Origin of the sequence: Marinobacter sp., assembly GCF_046484525.1 — a bacterium.
Taxonomy (GTDB): Bacteria; Pseudomonadota; Gammaproteobacteria; order Pseudomonadales; family Oleiphilaceae; genus Marinobacter.
This window is the reverse complement of the sequence record NZ_JAWOIS010000042.1, coordinates 1-18,674: the sequence shown is the minus strand read 5'-3', so window position 1 is coordinate 18,674 and position 18,674 is coordinate 1. Positions and strand designations below refer to the sequence as shown.

Sequence of the window (18,674 nt, the reverse complement as noted above, 5' to 3'; positions counted from 1 at the left end):
TATCCACAGAATCTGTGGGAAAAGTTTTTCGTGATGCTGGTCAAAAAAACGGCATTAGACCTTTCGCGATAGGTGCCCTGGTTCACGGTGCGCTGGACCAATCTGCGGCAAACTCACGTCAGGGTGATGAATTGTTTATCCGTTCGCCCGTTTATCCGGCCACGAATGTGAGGAGAAGTGTCGTGCAAGGATCGTCATCCAGTGATTTCCGCGTGGAGTCTGCAGGTCGCATCCTGGAGGGGTTTTCAACCGAGAAGGTGTCAGAGGCTCTGGCTACCCGGTTCCGCCTGAAGCCTTCGCAAATCGGGCTGATGGTATCCCGGCGCGTTGTGATCAAGCGTGGGCTGACCCAAGACCGTGCGCAGAAGCTGGAGGCTGCACTCCGGGCATCGGGGCTGGATGTCTCTGTGCCGGAGCTGCAGTCCGGGCCGGAACCCTGCAAGGAGCAGGACGATCTGGAGGCCTTGTTGCCTGACACGATTCCCTCCATGCCGCTGAGCCTGGCTTACCGTGCCGGATTGATCGTCGTGATGGCCCTGAGCCTGATTGCACCGCTTTTCTACTTCGGGTTGATAGCGGTTGCCGCCGGTGGTCTGATTTGGTCCCTCACTTTGATTCCCGATCAGTTGGCCGAGTCGAGCTCTATCGCCGGGACGCTGCTCGCCGGATCTGGCTCTGTTATTTGCGGCTTGTTTCTGCTGTTCCTGGCGCGCCCCCTGTTTATCCGGTATTCCTCATCTCCAACGTTGACGCTGGATCGCCAGAAACACACTCGGGTTTTCAACGTGGTTGATGCATTGTGCCAGAGTATGGGACTGCCGCCGGTGCAGGAAATTCGCGTTGATAATCGTATCACCGCCTCTCTGGAGCCGAGCGAGGGGCTGCGCGGCCTGCGCCGTCGGGAGCTGACCCTGACGGTGGGGATGCCGCTGTTCGCTGGTCTCGATATTCGCCAGATGGTTGGTGTGGTCGGTCATGAGTTCGGCCACGTTGCCCACCCGACAGCAATGTTCGCCAATTACCTGATCAACAGGGTCAACCGTTGGCTCGCCAACCGATCATTGGTGGGAGATTCGTGGGACGCCGTTCTGGAACGTTGGCAAGGCAAGTCGCCAGCGCTGGTTGATCATGCGGTTCTGCGGCCGGCCCAGATAATGATCGCCATGATCCGCAGCCTGTTCAGAGGCATGTTGCTTTTCAACCTTCGGATCAGTCGTCAGCTGTCACGCAAAATGGAGTACGAAGCTGACCGCTATGAGTGCTGGCTGACCGGCAGCAAGGCGTTTGAGATGACCGCCGAAAGGCTGCACATGCTGACGTTTGCCGATCAGTACGTGCAAGCCGCCAACGCCCGGGCCCGAGAAGAAGGCAGGCTGATGCGGGATCTGCCGCGAGCCGTCAGCGAAAGTGCCGATAACCTGAATGCCGAACAGCGGCAGACGGTTCTGGATGCAATGGGCGAGCAGCAGGCCTTCGTGTGGGATGCCCACCCCGCGGATGTTGACCGGATCCGTCACGCCCTGGAGCTGGAATTTCCGGGCGTGGTGCGGTTCGAAGAACCTGCGTCCAGATTGCTTCGGGACTTTGATCACCTGTGTGCGGCTATCACCCGGCAATCCTATGTGGATTCTGGCATCCAGGATGTGGAGCGTTACCTGGTCGATAACGAGGAGGTTCTGCAGGTGAAAAAGGTCAGTGATGAAGGCGACGACGCTCTGGATCAGTATTTCAATGGCCATCTGAGCAGCCGTTTCCTTCATCTGGACGCTGGCCGGGAGGGGCAGCAGACACTGCAGCAGGTCATCGATACCCTGCGTGGACGGCTGCCGGAGTTGGCGGCACTTCAGGAGGCGTACTTCCGGGCTGTCCAGCTTCATACCGACCGGACCCATGGCAGGGTCCTGCTGGCTGAAAAGATCGCCATCCAGCCGCGGGAATTCGGCCTGACCACCCAGGAACTCCGGGACGCGGACCGCGCGGTCGAGGATGCATCGAGTGAATGGAGGGATCTGGGCAAGCGGCTGCGGGATATTGATCGCCTGTTTGCCCGGCGGATGTATCTGGCCATCGACCAGATGCCGGCGGACGATGGGAAGCTGGCCTCAACCATGCTGGAGAGTCTGTCCACGTTCCCGGTTCTTACCCTGCCGATACGCCACCTGAGCAGCTACGCCGCTACCCTGGAGGGTCTGCTGAATGAAAATGACAGGGCCAGATTGAAGCGCACCGAACCGGCGATCGAGCATGCTGCCAGCCGCTGCCGGGAATCCATCATCCAGTTCTACAATGCGGCGGCCCGGATCACCCTGTCCCTGCCCGGTTACCAGGGTACCCTGAGGGAACACGCCGGAGCTTCCGGCCTGCCGGGAAGCAGGAACGGCAGGGACCTGACGGCCAGGGAGCTTGATCCCCATGAAATCCTCCGGGTTGCCCGGCAGTGTGAGGAGTTGGCAAATGACGCCTACTGCCGATCCATGGCCATGATGGCGAGGCTTTGTACAGAGCAGGAGGCGCGGATGCGTGTTCGCCCGCTGAAACTGCTTCGTTTTGGCAGTGGGGCCATGGGTGCAGTTGCCTGAATCCGGACTGGGCGGCCTTTAAATCCGATTCGAATATTCCTTTATTTTTGTGTCTGGAACAGTCTATTGCAAAGGGTGTTTCCGGTGTGCTGATGAACTAGTCTGGACGGGTGAGGCTGCGTTACAGAAAGGAGTAACGGAGATGAATAATACAGACTGGAGAATCAAGGGATTGGAGTTTGTGAACTGCAACTGTGATCCGGGATGTCCTTGTCAGTTCATGTCCCGTCCCACTCACGGGGACTGCCACGCTTTTGCGGCAGTCAAAATACAGGACGGCTATTTTGGTGAGACGCGCCTTGATGGCCTGTCCTTCGCTATGACGCTGAAGTGGCCCGGTGCCATTCATGAAGGCAACGGCCAGGCCCAGGCCTTTGTGGACGAGCGGGCGACAGCCGAACAGCGGGATGCCCTGATGGCGATCCTCTCCGGGGACACTTCCGAGCCAGGAGCGACCTTCTTCAACGTGTTTGCCAGCACACTGACCAAGATGTTTGACCCTGTTTTCTGCCCGATCGAGATTTCCTGCGATGTCGAGAATCGCAGGGCGCAGGTGCGGGTGGCGGATCTGATTGAAGGCAGCGCTGAGCCGGTTATCAATCCAATTTCCGGTGAGCCGCACCGGGCTCGCATCGATTTGCCCGAAGGGTTCGAGTACGCCGTCGCGGAGGTGGCCAGCGGGCGCACTGATGCCCGGGCCGACGTGCCCATGGGGTTTGATGGCACGCACTGCCACCTGTCACACCTGGATATTGGCCCCACTGGCGTCTACCGATAGTTTCGGGTCCAGAAACATGGCCGGGATCAACGCCCGGGGCATGCCCCGGGCGTCACTGGTTACGCTGGCGGCACTGCTGGCGATTGCGGGTGTTTGCTGGTGGTACTTGCTTGATATGGCAGCAGGTATGTCTGCGGGTGGTTCCATGATGCTCAGAGAGTGGACACCCGTTTACTTTGTCATGATGTCGGTGATGTGGAGCGTCATGATGGTGGCCATGATGGTTCCCAGTGCGGCTCCTATGGTTCTGCTGTACCGTCAGGTTGCCAGGACCAACAAACTGGCTCGGGAAGCCCTGGGCACCGGACTGTTCTGCGCTGGGTATTTTGTTCTCTGGACCCTCTTCAGCCTGGTTGCCACAACCCTGCAATGGCTGCTTGAAGAGTGGGCATTGCTCAGCCCCATGATGCGCAGCCAGAGCGTTGCTCTGAGCGGAATCATTCTGATCGGTGCCGGCCTCTACCAGTTTTCCTCTCTCAAGCAGGCATGCCTGAAGAATTGCCGGGGCCCGCTGTTTTTCATTACCCGTCATTGGCGCCCGGGCCCGAGGGGTGCATTCGAGATGGGGATCATCCACGGGGCCTACTGTGTGGGGTGCTGTGGCGCGTTGATGGCCCTCCTGTTTGTGGGCGGGATCATGGATCTGTTGGTGATTGCGGCCCTTGCGGTGATCGTTCTGCTTGAGAAAACCGTGCCTGGCGGTGAGTGGTTGGCCAAGGGCGTGGGGTTGACCGCGATTGTCCTGGGCATTGTGGTTATCGCCTCTGCCTGATTGTGGCTATCGCTTATCGTCTTAAGTCGTGGTATATCAGAGGCCCCCTAGTTTTCATTTTCTTTCGGGACCAGAAGCAATGCCAAAAGCCAGTGAAATCAAAAAGAATCAGGCCGTTGAGTACGAGGGACGGGTTTACTTCGTCAAGGATATCGAGCGCTCCGTGCCCCAGGGGCGTGCCGGAGGTAGCCTGTACCGCATGCGTATGTACGATGTCGTGACCGGCCAGAAGCTGGACGAAACCTTCAAGGACTCCGACATGCTGAACCAGGCGGACCTGGTTCGCCGGCCGGCCACCTTCTCGTACGCCGACGGAGACGAGTACGTCTTCATGGACACCGAGGATTTCACCCAATACATGCTCAACAGGGAAGCCATCGCTGACGAGCTTCTGTTCATCAACGAGGACACAGAAGGGTTGATGGTTATTCTCGTGAGCGATTCCCCGGTGGCCCTCGACCTGCCGCCAACAGTCGAGCTTGAAATCGAAGAAACCGATCCCTCTGTCAAAGGTGGTTCCGCCACTGCCCGGACCAAGCCGGCCAGGCTGACCACGGGCCTCGTGGTTCAGGTGCCCGAGCACATCTCCACCGGCGATCGGATCAAGATCAATGTGGAAGAGCGCAAGTTCCTGAGCCGGGCCTGAACTGCCTCGTCAGGGCGCAGGTGCATTGCCGTGCCTGGTTTCAAGTACTGGCAATCAGACACTCGCGCCCTGATTTCGTGTTAGGGTAATAGTGTCAGTCCCAACCTTTGGGGGAGGACGCTATGAAGAATGCCTCTGGCAAACTCGTGGTGTACTACGATGGTTCATGTCCGGCGTGCATCAAGGATCGCCGGTGGTACGAAAAGCTGGCCGGGAAGACCAACGAGTCCGTTGAATGGTTGGATATTACCGGCCGTGATGACATCCTGCGCCAGGAGGGTATTGATCCCGACAGCGCGCTGCGAGAGCTGCATGTCAAGGACAGCGAGGGCGCCATTCATCGGGAAATGGACGCCTATATTCTGTTGATGTCCCGTATCCCGGTGCTGAAGCCGCTGGCCTGGTTGATTGGCCTGCCGGTGATTCGGCCCCTGTTGGCCCGCCTTTACCATTCCTGGGTCGACCGAAGGCTTACGGGGCAGGGTTGAGCTTCGCCTGCCGGCTTTCAATGACCAACTGCGTCAACACACGGAGCTGATTTCCTCAGCCGTCAGGTGGCGATAGCCGCCAATGGCAAGTGCCGGATCCAGCGCCAGGCTGCCCATGCTTTCCCGGTGCAGCGAGGTTACCCGGTTGCCCAAAGCGTGGAACATACGCTTGACCTGATGGTAGCGACCCTCGTAAATGGTCACACGGGCCTCGCGTTCGTTGATCTGTTCCAAGCGGGCCGGAGAGGTCTTCAGCTGCTCGTAATCAAACCAGATGCCCTCGGCAAATCGCCCAGCCGTATCTGGAGAAATCGGATAGGCGGTGGTGACCCTGTAGACCTTGGGGATCTTGACCTTGGGTTCGGTCAAGCGCCGGGACCAGACGCCATCGCTGCTCAGAATCAGGAGCCCGGTACTGGCGCGGTCGAGGCGGCCGCCGATGTGCAAATGGCTCCTCAGAGCCGGGTCGATCAGCTCCATCACGGTTGGATGCAGCGGATCCTGAGTGGCACTCAAATAGCCTGCGGGCTTGTTCAGCATCAAGTAATAAGCCGCCTCTCCATGCTGAATAACTTCCTGATCAATACTGACTTCCTGGAACCTGCTGACATCACAGGCACCCTCCCGACAGATGCTGCCATCAACGCGAACCCGACCTTCAGCAAGTAGAATATTGGCCTGGCGGCGGCTGATGCCGTTCTGGTTGCTGAGGATGCGTGAGAGTTTCATTGGTCCTGGAAGCGGTCGAGGTTGAGCCGGGAAAACCCAGTTTAATGCCAACGGCACAATTACTGCTATGTTCTATTGATAATGTGACGGCGGCTTTCCAGCCGGGCGTCTGTCATGCGGAACACCTGGGGGAGAGTATGAAAGTATCGGTAATTGGAACTGGTCATGTTGGCTCCACGCTGGCCTTCGTCCTGACGCTCAAGAATCTGGTCAAAGAATTGGTGCTGGTGGGGAAAACACGCGAGTCTGCAATGGGGGATGTCCTGGATCTCCGGCATGGTCAGCTGTTTGTGAATACCCCAACCCAGGTCAGCGCTGGAACACTGGCGGACAGCGCTGGTTCCGACATCATCGCCATGTGTGCATCTGTGCCCACGCCCAAAGACATGAACAGCCGTCTGGAGCTGGCGAAAGGCAATGTCAAGCTTATGCGTGAGCTGATGCCGGAGTTGGCCCGGCTGTCGCCTGATTGCAAGGTGGTGATGGTGTCCAATCCGGTGGACGTTCTGGTGCACTATGCACTGGAATGTACCGATCTCAGACCGAACCAGGTGGTCGGTACAGGTACCCTCGTGGACTCATCGCGTTTCCGGCAGTTGCTGGCGGAAGAGCTCCGGATTCATTCCGGGGATATCCGCGCCTACATTCTGGGGGAGCATGGTGATAGCCAGTTTCCTGCCATGAGTTGTGCCGATGCAGGTGGTGAGCCTCTGGATCCGACACCTGCACGGTATGCGCTCGCTGACCAAGCCTCCAAAGCAGGGTTCGAGGTGTTCAAGTATAAAGGCCACACCAATTATGCGGTCGCCCTCGCTGCCGCAGAGATCATTGAATGCATTATCACGGACGCCAAACACACGTTGCCGGTCAGCTTGCAGGTGGATGGTTTTCTTGGTGTCAGTGACGTATGCCTGAGCCTTCCAGCGGTAATTGGTGGCAACGGCATCGAGCGTGTGCTGCATCCTCGCCTGAACAAGCGGGAGGAGGGTGAGTTTCTTCACAGTGCGGAGGTAGTCAGGCAAGTGGTTGCTTCCGCCAGGACTGACTAACCATCCGTTAATTCTCCGGCAGTGTTCCTGGCGAGGGTGCCTCGGGTATAGTATCGCCTTTCATATTCTGGAGAGAAAGAGTGCTAATGGCGCGAAGGAGGTCTGACTCTCTGATTCGCAAAGCTCTCCGGTGGTTGATTTGGAGCGTTCTGGCGTTACTCGGGGCCTTGACCCTCGTGTTGCTGCTTTTCCGGTTTGTGAATCCGCCAACCTCGGCGTTCATGGCCGCCTACTGGTTCGGTCATCCCGATCAGAACCTCCGGCAGGAATGGGTGCCTTACGAACAGATCTCACCCTGGATGCCCCTGGCCGTTGTCGCCAGTGAGGACCAGCGTTTTCCTGAACACTGGGGTGTGGATTTCAGCGCCATCCACAGTGCGGTGGAGGAATACATCCACGGGGAGGGATTGCGAGGTGCCAGCACGATTACCCAACAGACCGCAAAGAATCTTTTCCTGTGGAATGGCCGAAGTTTTGTCCGAAAGTCCCTGGAAGCCGGGCTCGCTATCACCCTGGAGGTATTGTGGCCGAAAGAGCGCATCCTTGAGGTCTACCTTAACATTGCCGAATTCGGGCCGGGTATCTACGGTGTAGAGGCCGCGAGCCGGGCTTTTTTCGGGATTCCGGCGAGCCAGTTATCAAGAACCGAGACGGCTTTGCTGGCGGCGGTATTGCCCAACCCCAAGGTATTCCGCGTAGACCAGCCATCGGCTTATGTCTGGGAGCGGGTCGGTTGGATCAACCGACAGATGGGTCAGTTGGGGCTGGGCTATCTCAGAGGGATATGAAGGCCGCCCCGGGGGCGGCCCCCCTCCGGTTCAGGGTGTTACCGGCCCATTGCAGTACAGCACGTCGCTGACGTCCTCGCAGCTCCACTGGAATATCCAGAGTCCGGTGTTGCGATCCGATCCCAGAATATACTGCTGGCCCTCAATTTCGGTGACATGAACACCCCAGAAGTTGGATCCTTCTGCTTCACCATACTCATCGCCGGCGATAAAGCGGCCCACCTCGTGCATGTTCCAGGAGACAACGCCTTCGCCTTTCATGTTTCCATGCAGGTGGCCCGGCCGCCACTCGACTGCGCGCATTCCGAGGGAGTACCAGCTGATGAATGTACGGTCAGGATCGTTGGGGTCCACTTCCAGGTTGTGCATGGTCAGGTCCCCGGCCCCACTGGCCAATTCAGGATCCGTGAGTTCCGCCGGCGCGTAGTACCCGATTTCCCCGAGGTAGCCCACTTCCACGGATTCGGCATCTTCACCCATGCCTCTGGGTACTGTCATGGTCGTTCTGACGTTGTTGAGCGTGTGGAAGTATCCCCAGCCGTCGAAGGCCGCGCCCAGGGTAGCAACCAGGCCCGGACTGGACGGATCGGGCAGAACGGGGTTCATGCCTCCGGGGCATGCCTCCGGGTCATAGCCGTCAATGCCGAGGATGGCATAGCCGGTGGAGCGGGGGACGAACAGCATGGGAATGTCCCCCTCAACCAGCATGGAGACTGTTGCTTCGCAATTGCCCTCTGCCGCTGAATTGAAGACCACGCCTGCCTGGTAACCTGCGGCCTGGACAGTCTGCGCCTTGGTGGTAAACGCACAGTCACCGCGTTCGATCACCGCAATCGTCGCGCCCACATCCGCGGCAGAGGGCAATGAGCCGCCACAGGCCCGCCCGACGAAGGCGGTCTGCCCGCTCACTTCGTCAACCGCTCCACCGATCTGGGGAACATCGCTGCCCTGGTTGGCTCGATAGTCTTCGCCCGCGACCGTGATCGCAGTAAAGAGGGAGTCGAAGTCTTCATCACCACCAAAAATCTTGTCGAAATTGGGACCGGCGAAGACTGCTGCGTGGGCATTACCCTCGGGAGGTGAGGTGCCGTAAACCGGATCGGTCTCGGGGTAAGTGGAGTCGGCCAGGAAAACCGGATTGCTTGGATTGTTGATGTCGAGAGTGATGAACCCGGCATCCCAGTACGAGAGGACGGCCTGCCAGTTCTCGCCCGATCCCGGATCCATGTCGTTCACCCAGACATCGTGCAGAAGCGGGGCCGCAAAACTACCCATGAAGAGCTGACCGTCGTCGGCGATTTCGGGATTGGTTGCCAGCCAGGTCCCGATTCCTGTCTCGCTGATCAGTTTGGGTGACTGGGGTTTGGAGATGTCGACGATCTTCAGGTCGTCCACAGCCACGTCATCCACCACGAGCATGTAGGTAGTGCCTTCCGCCGTCGTCCACGGGAAGACATTGTGGACCGGAAAGTCGAGGAAGTTCTGTTTGAGTGGGTGCGGGCGACTCGGGTCAGTCACGTCCCAGAGCGAAACACCCACCTGGCCTTGTTGATAGCCACCATTTCCGCCGCCGATGGCAAGCCCGTTGCCGAGAGTCGGCCCACAGGGCTCAAGAGAATGGATCAGCACGTCACGACCATCTATTTCGGTCACCTTGACGTCGTTAATCCTTGTCTGGGGCGGGGAATTGATCATGCCCACGGTGACCGGGTTGGCCGGATCCCGGATGTCCGAGATGTAAACGCCTGCGCGGGTGCAATCCGGTTCCTGGAAGGTGCCGATGTAGGCGTATCCATCTTGGGCCCAAACGTCGGTATAGAGCCCGTCCGAAATGCCGCCCAGCGTGTCCCGGCCGATCACAGTAAAGCCATAGTTCTGGTTAGCAGGCACGTGGCCGTCGGGAATGGGGGTATCGTGGGCGGGATGCAGGTTGGTGTCTCCGTCCGATACCAGCTGGTCGTCCGCCAGGGCGGTGGTGATCAGGGTTGATAAGAGAGCGATGGCGATACAAGGCCGCCATAGTGAGTTCATAGCCATGATTTGTCCTTTTTCTTTTGGCACGGCGCCATCCCGTGGCTCAGGGTGGGGTCGGCTGACTCCTTTGCTGCGGGATGACGATCCCGTGATTGAGTGAGTACAGGCAGTACGTCGCAAAACCCTGCCTCCATCAACCATAGCAATGACCTGCAGCCTGCATTATTCGATTTTGACGCAAAGAGCGGGCAATTAGTTGTTTCTGTGATAAAAAATAGATAGCTGTCTGCGACGAGTAATAACACGGAATCCAGGGTCAGCCTTCCAACAGGGAGAGATTTTTCATCAACTTGCGCCAGCCGATGGGCAAACGCTCCTCCAGTTTCTTCAGGTGCGGCACGTCCAGGGGCCAAGGGTAGAAGGGTTCCTTGCAGCCGTATATGACGGTGTTATTGGTCTTGCTGTGGAAGTAGAGCAGGCAGGGAAACTGGCGCACCAGCTCGCGGAACAGGCCGCCGCTCTCATCCGGTACCTTGTGGTAGTTCAGGATCAGCCAGCCGTTGTCGGTGAGGGCGTTGCAGCAATCCTTGATAAATCGGCGCTGGCCCTGGGCAGGGCTCATGCGATCCGCGTTGTATAAGTCGGTAAAGATCATGTCGGTGCTGGCCGGGGGGAGTTCTGCGACGGCCTTGCTGGCATCGGCGATGGTGACCTCCATCCGGTCGGAATCCGGAAGTGCAAACCACTCCCGCGCTATTTCGAGGACTTTAGGGCGTAACTCAATGACGTGAACCCTGCACTCGGGAAACAGTCGATACAGACCATGGGCCAATGCGCCTCCGCCGAGGCCGAGCACGGTCACATGGGCCGGCTCGGTGAACGCCGCGGGTATGAGCATGGCGCGGCTGTATTCATGCACTGGCAGGTACGGAGTGGCCCGGGCGATCTTGCTCTGCTCGAAGATGGAGTCAAAGCTCAGAACCCGATGTTTGCGGTCGTCAATGACCAGGATGTTGCCCAGGGCATCCCGGGTCACGTGAACGATTTCACCCCGGATTTCAGGTTTCTGCATCATGAAAATGTGTGGTTATCGGCTATGGTGTCAGTAAGGGCCTTGTTGCCCGGCCAATGGAGAGTATCCGATTGCGAGAGTTCGTGCAGGTCTGCTGTTATGACAACCCTGTCTGAAGGTGCCCGGCACTACGTGCTGATCCTGCTTCCGCGCCTGCTGAAAGACGTGGAGCGTATAGGTCTGCCCGAGATTATCAGGACATCCGGGTTCAGCGAACAGGAAGTCACTACGCTGTATTTCCGCTTTGTCTCCATCGCCCGGGTGTTGCCTGTGGAGCTGGAAGGTATCACTCCGGACATCTGGGAACACCTGGTTTACTGCGTGCAGGTCATGACGGGCATGGTGAACGCCGCATCCCTCGATGACCTGATCGAGGCGCGGGAACGGGCTGTTCGCAAGTATCTGCCCCATGCCCGCAAGAGTCTCGAAGAGGAATTCGAGGAGCTGCGCAATGAGGGCACAGTGGATTTCCGGCTGGCCGGTTTGTTGCGCCAGGATGAGTCCCCGGAGCATTCCCGGGATCTGTGCATGGAGGCCATCCGGCGGGAGCGGGAGGAGCGCTTCGAGTCAGTCCGCACTCTGGATACCGGCGCACTTGGTGCTCACCAGGCGTTTATTGTCGAGTCGGCGAAAGCCTTCGTTATTCGAGAGATGGAAGCCGCGCCGGACGACTTCGGTGTTCTCGATCTGGTTATCCGGCTTCTGGATCTGCTCAGGATGGTGTTGATCCTGGAGGCCCGCTCAAAACCCGGTGAAAGTCCTGTGTCTTCTGACGTCTCCGTGGAGCGGATCGTGCTGGGGCTGGGCAATGTGCTGTACAAGCAGGAGCTGGGTCTCGAGGCGGCCGGCTGAGTCTTCCACTCTTGCATTCAGATGCCCGTATCCTTCACATTCTCCATGACGACAAAGGTGCTGGTCTGCAATACGTGGGGCAGGCTGGAGATCTGCTCTCCAAGTACCTGCCGGTATTCCGCCATGTTACGGGTGCGGATCTTCAGCAGGTAATCGAAGTTGGCCGCCATCATGTGGCACTGCTCGACGGCGGAAATCTGCTTGACGGCCTCGTTGAAAGCGGCGAGAGCGTTGCTGCTGGTGTCGGACAGGGTAACCTGGGCAAAGGCGACATGGCTCAGCCCCAGCTTGGTCTGGTTCACCAGGGCGGTGTAGCCGGTGATGTAACCCTGCTCTTCCAGCCGACGCATACGAACCTGGCAAGGTGTCTTGGAGAGACCGACCCGCGTGGCAAGTTCGGTAATGGTGATCCGGGAATTCTTCTGCAATTCCCGAATAATTGAATGATCAATTCTATCCAGTTCGACCATGATTTGGTCTCCTGCCAAGCTTAACGTCTGTATCGATAGTGGAATATAAGCAAAATGCCTGTATTTTGAAACTATATGGTCAAAGTCCATTGCTATCACTTCGGATGTTCCGAGGAGCTTTTTCCACGCAGGAGACAGTGCCGAGGGCGAGCTCAACGTCAAGCTCTACAGCCAGGAAGCTTTCCGGGAAATCTGGAACGGTTTTGCCGAGAACGACGGGTTCAACCAGCTGGCTGTTGCACAACCGCCGTCACAACCTGGACCCGGCTGACTGCGAGGCACGATACCGGGGGCCCTTGGCCGAGGTGCTGGCCTCGATCGATTGTTAACGGTCATACCTGAAAGTTGCTGGTATGGGCACTATGCTGAGTACAGGCAGTAAAGCGGTTCCGGAGACATTGTCGGCTTATTGTGCGTCTGCTGAGAGCCGCTACTGGCTGATGGACATGATCGAGATTTCCGGTCAGTTGTGTCAGGACCTGGAGAATGTGGCCTGGGTGTATTTCCGGTTGGGGGAAAGCCTGAACTTAAGTTAAAGGAAATATGCCTGAAATATAAATTTTTTGTGGTTAATTGGTAATTATAAGGTAGTCAAAAAAGTTGCAATGCGGTGCAGCCCTTATATTTATGGGCAAATCGTCTTTTTTATTCTCGGTAGAATGCGAGAGATACAAGACAAACAGCCAAGAGGGTACAACTATGAGACAGCAGTCAGTGAATCCTGACCTCAACGAACACCGCCAGGCAATCCGGAAGAACTATCTGGCGGACGAGCACGCGGTGATTCACAAGCTGATTGCTGATGCTCAGTTGTCCCAGGCCAAGCGCGAGGCGATCTCCGCCCGTGCCGCAGACCTGGTGCGTAGCGTCCGCAAGAATGCCCGCCCGACCATCATGGAGAAGTTCCTGGCGGAATACGGACTCACCACCAAGGAAGGCGTTGCCCTGATGTGTCTGGCCGAAGCCCTGCTGCGGGTGCCGGATAACCTCACCATCCATGACCTGATTGAGGACAAGATCACCTCCGGTAACTGGGGCGCCCACGTGGGCAAGGCCCAGTCGGGGATGATCAATTCCGCGACCGTGGCACTGCTGATGACCAGCAACCTGCTGAAGGACTCGGAGCGCCAGAGTGTGGGCGAGACTCTGCGTAAGCTGGTCAAGCGCATGGGCGAGCCGGTAGTCCGCACTGTGGCCGGGCAGGCCATGAAGGAGATGGGGCGCCAGTTCGTTCTGGGGCGCGATATTGGGGAAGCCCAGGATCGTGGGAAGGACTACGTCGAGCGGGGCTACACCTATTCCTATGACATGCTCGGTGAAGCCGCCCGCACCGATGCGGATGCCCAGCGCTATTACCAGTCATACTCGGATGCCATCGACAGCATCAGCAAGAACTGCAAGGGCGATGTGCGCACTAACCCGGGCATTTCCGTGAAGTTGTCCGCGCTGCTGGCCCGATATGAATACGGCCATAAGGAGCGGGTCATGAATGAACTCATGCCCCGTGCCCTGAAACTGGCCAAAAAAGCGGCCGCATCCAACATGGGCTTTAACATCGATGCCGAGGAACAGGATCGTCTCGACCTGTCCCTGGATGTTATCGAAGCCATTCTCTCCGACCCGGAACTGAAGGACTGGGACGGCTTTGGTGTGGTGGTTCAGGCATTCGGCAAACGCTCCGCCCAGACTCTGGACTGGCTGTACGCGCTGTCCGAGAAACTGGACTGTCGGATCATGGTACGCCTTGTGAAGGGGGCCTACTGGGACGCCGAGATCAAGCGTGCCCAGGTGATGGGCCTGAGCGATTTCCCGGTGTTCACCCGCAAGGCCTGTAGTGACGTTTCCTACCTGTCCTGCGCCAAGCAGTTGCTGGGCATGACTGACCGCATCTACCCGCAATTCGCCACCCACAACGCGCACTCTGTGTCGGCGGTTCTGGAGCTGGCAAAGGATCTGGACCGTTCGAAGTTCGAATTCCAGCGTCTGCACGGTATGGGCGAGTCCCTGCACGATCAGGTACTGCAGGACAGCGGCGTACCCTGTCGGATCTACGCACCGGTAGGTGCCCACAAGGACCTGCTGGCCTATCTGGTACGGCGCCTGCTGGAAAACGGCGCCAACAGTTCTTTCGTGAACCAGATCGTCGATACCAGCATTACCCCGGAAGAAATTGCCAAGGATCCCATCGACGCGGTGCTGGCGCTGGGTGAGAACATCTCCAGCAAGGCCATTGTGCCGCCGGCGAAGATTTTCGGTGACCGGCGTCGTAACTCCAAGGGTTGGGATATCACGGATCCGGTGACCGTGGCGGAAATTGAAGAAGGCCGTGGCAAGTTCAGGGAACACCAGTGGAAAGGCGGCCCCGTGCTTGCGGTGGAGTCTTCCAGCGACGAAGTCCACGAGGTCCGTAACCCGGCCAACCCTGATGATCTGGTGGGCCACATCACCTTCACCTCCGAGGCCGATATCAGCGCAGCCCTGGACGCCGCCCAGGAGGGCTTCAAGGGCTGGTCTGCCAGATCGGCCGAAGAACGCGCGGCCTGCGTTCGCAAGGTGGGTGACCTGTACGAGGAACATGCCTACGAGCTGTTTGCCCTGACCACCCGTGAGGCCGGCAAGTCCCTGCTGGATGCGGTAGCGGAAATCCGCGAGGCGGTCGACTTCGCCATGTTCTACGCCAATGAAGGCATCCGCTATGAGAAGGATGGCGAGGCCCGTGGCGTCATGTGTTGTATCTCGCCGTGGAACTTCCCGCTGGCGATCTTTACCGGCCAGATCCTGGCCAACCTGGCGGCGGGTAACGCCGTTGTGGCCAAGCCGGCCGAGAGTACCTCGCTGCTGGCGGTACGCGCGGTTGAGCTGATGCATGAGGCGGGCATCCCCCGTGATGCCATCCAACTGCTTCCGGGTACCGGTGCCACCGTGGGCTCCGCGCTGACCTCCGATGCCCGCGTGACCGGTGTGTGCTTCACCGGCTCTACGGCCACTGCCCAGCGTATCAACAAGGCCATGACCGAGCACATGGCACCGGACGCGCCGCTGGTGGCCGAAACCGGCGGCCTGAACGCCATGATCGTGGACTCCACCGCGCTGCCTGAGCAGGTGGTGCGGGATGTGCTCGCCTCTTCGTTCCAGAGTGCCGGCCAGCGCTGCTCCGCACTGCGGATGCTGTACGTCCAGAAGGACATCGCCGACAACCTGCTGGAGATGCTCTACGGTGCCATGGAAGAACTGGGTATCGGTGATCCCTGGCAGCTGTCCACCGACGTGGGCCCGGTGATCGATGAGCCGTCCCAGAAGAAGATTGTCGACCACTGCAACAAGTTCGAGCAGGCTGGCAAGCTGTTAAAGAAAGTGGACGTGCCGACCAAGGGCCGTTTCGTTTCGCCGGCGGTACTCAAGGTCAGCGGCATCGAGGAGCTGGAGGAAGAGATCTTCGGCCCGGTACTGCACGTGGCCACCTTCGAAGCAAAGGACATCGACAAGGTGGTGGACGCCGTCAATGCCAAGGGCTACGGCCTTACCTTCGGCATCCACAGCCGGGTCGATCGCCGGATTGAGCACATCGCCAGCCGGATCCACGTGGGCAACACCTACGTGAACCGGAACCAGATTGGCGCCATCGTGGGTTCCCAGCCGTTCGGTGGTGAAGGCCTTTCTGGTACCGGTCCGAAGGCGGGGGGGCCGCTGTATGTCCGTCGTTTCCTCAAAGGGGCAACTGTCGAGAAGCCGTCCAGCTCCAGCGACAAGGTTATCAGTGCGGACAAGGCACAGAAGCTGATCAACCAGGTGGCCTCGGTCAAGGCACCCAGGCCTGAGGAGCGTCAGGAAACCCTGAAGCCGTTCTTCGGTGAGGTTCCGGCTCCGATGGACAAGGGCTACCTGGAAATGCCCGGGCCCACCGGTGAGCAGAACCATCTGTCCTTCCATGCCCGGGGCGTGGTCCTGTGTCTGGGACCGGATGCCGATTCAGCCATGGAGCAGGCGGCAACCGCGCTGTCCCAGGGCAACCAGGTGGTAGTCATTGCGCCGGATGCCGAGAAGAAGGTGGCGGATGCCGCCAGGGCCGGCCTGCCCATTGTGGCAGTCAACGGTGTGCTCGATCCGGACGCCCTGGCCGAGTTGTCCGGCTTCGAGGCGGTGGTCAGCGTGGCCGAGAAACCGCTGCTCAAGCAATATCGGCGGGCTCTGGCCAAGCGTGACGGCGCACTGCTGCCGCTGATCACCGAGCATACGCTGGGTCAGCGTTTCGTCATCGAGCGACACCTGTGTGTCGACACCACGGCCGCCGGTGGCAATGCCAGCCTGATCGCATCCGCGGAGTAACAGCCCGGATGTCGAGACCTCCAGCAGTCCGGCCTGTCAGAGACGGACTGCTGGTGCCTCTCCCGGTTACTCCATCGTGACCGGTACCATGATGTGCGCGAAGTCAGTGCCTTTCCACATCACGTAGGGCCCGCCGTTGTAGGGGTCCGTTGGCAGTGAATCCAGTATGGCCGGGTCCGGAACGATCACCATCAGGTGAGGCCCCTCCTGCACCCACTGATTGTCCGCTGTTTCACCCTCAGCATAGGGGTCGATGTTGCTGGCACCACCATCTCCGGCCAGCATGTAGGAGATGCCCAATTCCGAGTTGGTGTTTGCGTTCTTGTTGATCCAGGCATCGGCCCACTTTTGCCAGGGTCCGTCCAGGCACATTGGTGAAGTGCCCTGAAGGGTTGGCGGGGTGGGAAAGCAGACGTAGCCATTGCTGCCTTCCTGGAGGACGTTATTCTCCCAGTCCATGACCGTGACCTGATCTCGCAGGGACACCGGTGCGGCGCTCAGTGCATCCATGAGCAGCTTGTCACTTTCCTGGGCGATGGATTGGCCGGCAGTAAGTAGGGTAATGGCTGCGGCTAAAAGGCCGATAGGGGTTTTCATGGTCTTGCCCTCTTTGGGTCGCAGAATGCGACCTGCTTCAAAGGCAAGTATGCGCTGATTACAACCACTCCGTAGGATTATTGCTCTCTTAACCAACTGGTTAGATCGCTTCTGGCTATATCGTTAGCTGGTTTCCAATCGCAGGGCATTTAGCGGGCTGCGTATCGCTCGTGAAGAATGCCCACCCGCTCAACGTAGGCTTTTGTTTCGGCATACGGAGGGACGCCCTTGTATCGGGTGACGGCTCCCGGGCCGGCATTGTAGGCAGCGGTTGCCAGGCGTATGTTGCCGTTGAAGCGGTCCAGCATCCGGGCCAGATAGTTCACGCCGCCACGAATGTTTTCAGCCGCTACCATGGCGTTGCCCACTCCGAGCTCCTGGGCGGTGCCTGGCATCAGTTGCATCAACCCCTGGGCACCCTTGGGCGAGAGGGCCTTCGGGTTGAACGCGGACTCGGCGTGAATGACGGCTCGAACCAGGGCGGGGTCCACTTCAAATTCCCGGGCCGCAGTCTGGATTTCCTGCTGGTAGGGTTTCAGGAACAGCGGGGTCTTGCGCCAGTCGACCTTCGAGTTCGGGTCACAGGCGTAACAGTGAAAGCGGATGACATCGAATCTGGCATTCGCCGGCTGAATGCTGCTGTAGGAAACAACCCCGTTTTCGTCGGTGTAGCGATAGACCGTCTCATTGCCGGTGGAGGCAATCGGGTCGTCGTGGCTCTTTGTGTTGGTGTACTCGACGGTGCCATCCGGATGGACAATGCGCTTGATGCCATCGGCCAGCGCCGGCGTGGCAACCGAGAGCATCAACAGGGTAAGCGCGAGGGAAGGAATGTGTGATCGTTTTGCCATGGTCCAGAGTAAGCCGGTAACTGCCAGTAATAATCGAGTAGCCTATTATTTCAGTCCCTGGCCCTGTGGCAAAGGGCCAGGGTCTCATTAACTGTAATCCGACTGATGCGATTTGTTGCGGTTATGAATCGGCCGGCGCCGGTTCCGGTGGTAACCGGGTGCCGGACCAGTTCTCCATCAGTCGGCAGGTCACCAGATCACCGGTGACGTTGATGGCAGTGCGGCACATGTCCAGAATCCGGTCCACCCTCATGATCAATGCGATACCGCTCGGCGGTATGCCCACGGTCTGGAGTACCATGGCAAGGATGACGATGCCAACGCCGGGTGTGGCCGGCGAACCGATGGACGCGCCGACCGCCATGGCAACCACCAGCGCCATGCTGCCCCAGCTAAGATCAATGCCATAGACCTGGGCCATCAGGCCAAAGACGGCGAAGGGCGCCAGGCGCATTGCCCATTTCACCACGGTCATGCAGACCTGTTGCAGGGAGTCAAGCAGGTCCAGCATAGGTCGGGACTTTTCCGGTGCCATGCTGACGAGTGCGATTCCGACGATGATCGAGAAGATCACTACCTGCAGCATCTGGCCCTCCACCATGGCATCCAGGGGATTGCCGGGGAGCAGCCCCAACAGGGTCTGGGGAAGATCCTCGACACTGGGCATCGTGGCATTCACCACCTCGTCAGAGGGTTCCGTCGC

At 58.8% G+C, this 18,674-nt stretch carries 17 protein-coding genes; 10 read left to right on the top strand and 7 right to left on the bottom strand.

Annotated features, from left to right (window positions below):
* The first annotated feature begins 182 nt into the window (after positions 1 to 182).
* The 5 genes from R6W86_RS08920 (at position 183) to R6W86_RS08900 (ending at position 5,263) form a co-directional block, all read left to right on the top strand.
* Positions 183 to 2,579 (top strand): M48 family metallopeptidase, encoded by a 2,397-nt coding sequence (locus R6W86_RS08920; RefSeq protein ID WP_410329011.1) that lies wholly within the window; start codon positions 183 to 185, stop codon positions 2,577 to 2,579.
* A 142-nt stretch (positions 2,580 to 2,721) separates the two neighbouring features.
* The gene (locus R6W86_RS08915) at positions 2,722 to 3,357 is read left to right on the top strand and encodes a DUF1326 domain-containing protein (RefSeq protein ID WP_410329010.1); all 636 of its coding nucleotides are present in this window, start codon (positions 2,722 to 2,724) and stop codon (positions 3,355 to 3,357) included.
* 16 nt (positions 3,358 to 3,373) lie between these two features.
* On the top strand, positions 3,374 to 4,129 hold the full coding sequence (locus R6W86_RS08910; protein WP_410329009.1) for a DUF2182 domain-containing protein: 756 nt from the start codon (positions 3,374 to 3,376) through the stop codon (positions 4,127 to 4,129).
* A gap of 79 nt (positions 4,130 to 4,208) precedes the next feature.
* Complete coding sequence (gene yeiP / locus R6W86_RS08905; RefSeq protein WP_410329008.1) at positions 4,209 to 4,775, top strand: elongation factor P-like protein YeiP; 567 nt, start codon at positions 4,209 to 4,211, stop codon at positions 4,773 to 4,775.
* A 122-nt stretch (positions 4,776 to 4,897) separates the two neighbouring features.
* The gene (locus tag R6W86_RS08900; RefSeq protein WP_410329007.1) at positions 4,898 to 5,263 is read left to right on the top strand and encodes a thiol-disulfide oxidoreductase DCC family protein; all 366 of its coding nucleotides are present in this window, start codon (positions 4,898 to 4,900) and stop codon (positions 5,261 to 5,263) included.
* A gap of 33 nt (positions 5,264 to 5,296) precedes the next feature.
* On the opposite strand, the gene R6W86_RS08895 is transcribed toward R6W86_RS08900, so the two are convergent.
* On the bottom strand, positions 5,297 to 5,992 hold the full coding sequence (locus R6W86_RS08895; RefSeq protein ID WP_410329006.1) for a pseudouridine synthase: 696 nt from the start codon (positions 5,990 to 5,992) through the stop codon (positions 5,297 to 5,299).
* Between the two features lie 137 nt (positions 5,993 to 6,129).
* Here R6W86_RS08895 and R6W86_RS08890 point away from each other — a divergent pair, with 137 nt between their 5' ends.
* Positions 6,130 to 7,041 (top strand): malate dehydrogenase, encoded by a 912-nt coding sequence (locus tag R6W86_RS08890; RefSeq protein ID WP_410329005.1) that lies wholly within the window; start codon positions 6,130 to 6,132, stop codon positions 7,039 to 7,041.
* Between the two features lie 86 nt (positions 7,042 to 7,127).
* Positions 7,128 to 7,829 carry a monofunctional biosynthetic peptidoglycan transglycosylase gene (gene mtgA, locus R6W86_RS08885; RefSeq protein WP_410329004.1) on the top strand — a complete coding sequence of 234 codons (702 nt, stop codon included), beginning with the start codon at positions 7,128 to 7,130 and terminating at the stop codon, positions 7,827 to 7,829.
* 30 nt (positions 7,830 to 7,859) lie between these two features.
* Here the strand turns inward: mtgA and R6W86_RS08880 are convergent, their stop codons facing one another.
* Entirely contained in the window at positions 7,860 to 9,866 is a 2,007-nt protein-coding gene (locus tag R6W86_RS08880) for a PA domain-containing protein (RefSeq protein ID WP_410329003.1), read from the bottom strand.
* A 253-nt stretch (positions 9,867 to 10,119) separates the two neighbouring features.
* A complete protein-coding gene (locus tag R6W86_RS08875; RefSeq protein ID WP_410329106.1) occupies positions 10,120 to 10,875 on the bottom strand; it encodes a spermidine synthase in 756 nt (251 codons plus the stop codon).
* 99 nt (positions 10,876 to 10,974) lie between these two features.
* On the opposite strand from R6W86_RS08875, the gene R6W86_RS08870 reads away from it, so the two are divergent.
* Entirely contained in the window at positions 10,975 to 11,727 is a 753-nt protein-coding gene (locus R6W86_RS08870; protein ID WP_410329002.1) for a hypothetical protein, read from the top strand.
* Between the two features lie 17 nt (positions 11,728 to 11,744).
* Here R6W86_RS08870 and R6W86_RS08865 read toward each other — a convergent pair whose 3' ends face one another.
* Positions 11,745 to 12,197 carry a winged helix-turn-helix transcriptional regulator gene (locus tag R6W86_RS08865; protein ID WP_410329001.1) on the bottom strand — a complete coding sequence of 151 codons (453 nt, stop codon included), beginning with the start codon at positions 12,195 to 12,197 and terminating at the stop codon, positions 11,745 to 11,747.
* 353 nt (positions 12,198 to 12,550) lie between these two features.
* On the opposite strand from R6W86_RS08865, the gene R6W86_RS08860 reads away from it, so the two are divergent.
* On the top strand, positions 12,551 to 12,733 hold the full coding sequence (locus R6W86_RS08860; protein WP_410329000.1) for a hypothetical protein: 183 nt from the start codon (positions 12,551 to 12,553) through the stop codon (positions 12,731 to 12,733).
* 163 nt (positions 12,734 to 12,896) lie between these two features.
* Entirely contained in the window at positions 12,897 to 16,523 is a 3,627-nt protein-coding gene (gene putA / locus R6W86_RS08855) for a bifunctional proline dehydrogenase/L-glutamate gamma-semialdehyde dehydrogenase PutA (RefSeq protein WP_410328999.1), read from the top strand.
* Positions 16,524 to 16,589: 66 nt separating this feature from the next.
* Here putA and R6W86_RS08850 read toward each other — a convergent pair whose 3' ends face one another.
* The 3 genes from R6W86_RS08850 to R6W86_RS08840 all read right to left on the bottom strand — a co-directional run.
* A complete protein-coding gene (locus R6W86_RS08850; RefSeq protein ID WP_410328998.1) occupies positions 16,590 to 17,120 on the bottom strand; it encodes a hypothetical protein in 531 nt (176 codons plus the stop codon).
* A gap of 149 nt (positions 17,121 to 17,269) precedes the next feature.
* Positions 17,270 to 17,926 carry a lytic transglycosylase domain-containing protein gene (locus R6W86_RS08845; RefSeq protein WP_410329105.1) on the bottom strand — a complete coding sequence of 219 codons (657 nt, stop codon included), beginning with the start codon at positions 17,924 to 17,926 and terminating at the stop codon, positions 17,270 to 17,272.
* 166 nt (positions 17,927 to 18,092) lie between these two features.
* Positions 18,093 to 18,674, bottom strand: a 582-nt coding sequence (locus R6W86_RS08840; RefSeq protein WP_410328997.1) for a dicarboxylate/amino acid:cation symporter, incomplete at its 5' end; no start/stop codon positions are given.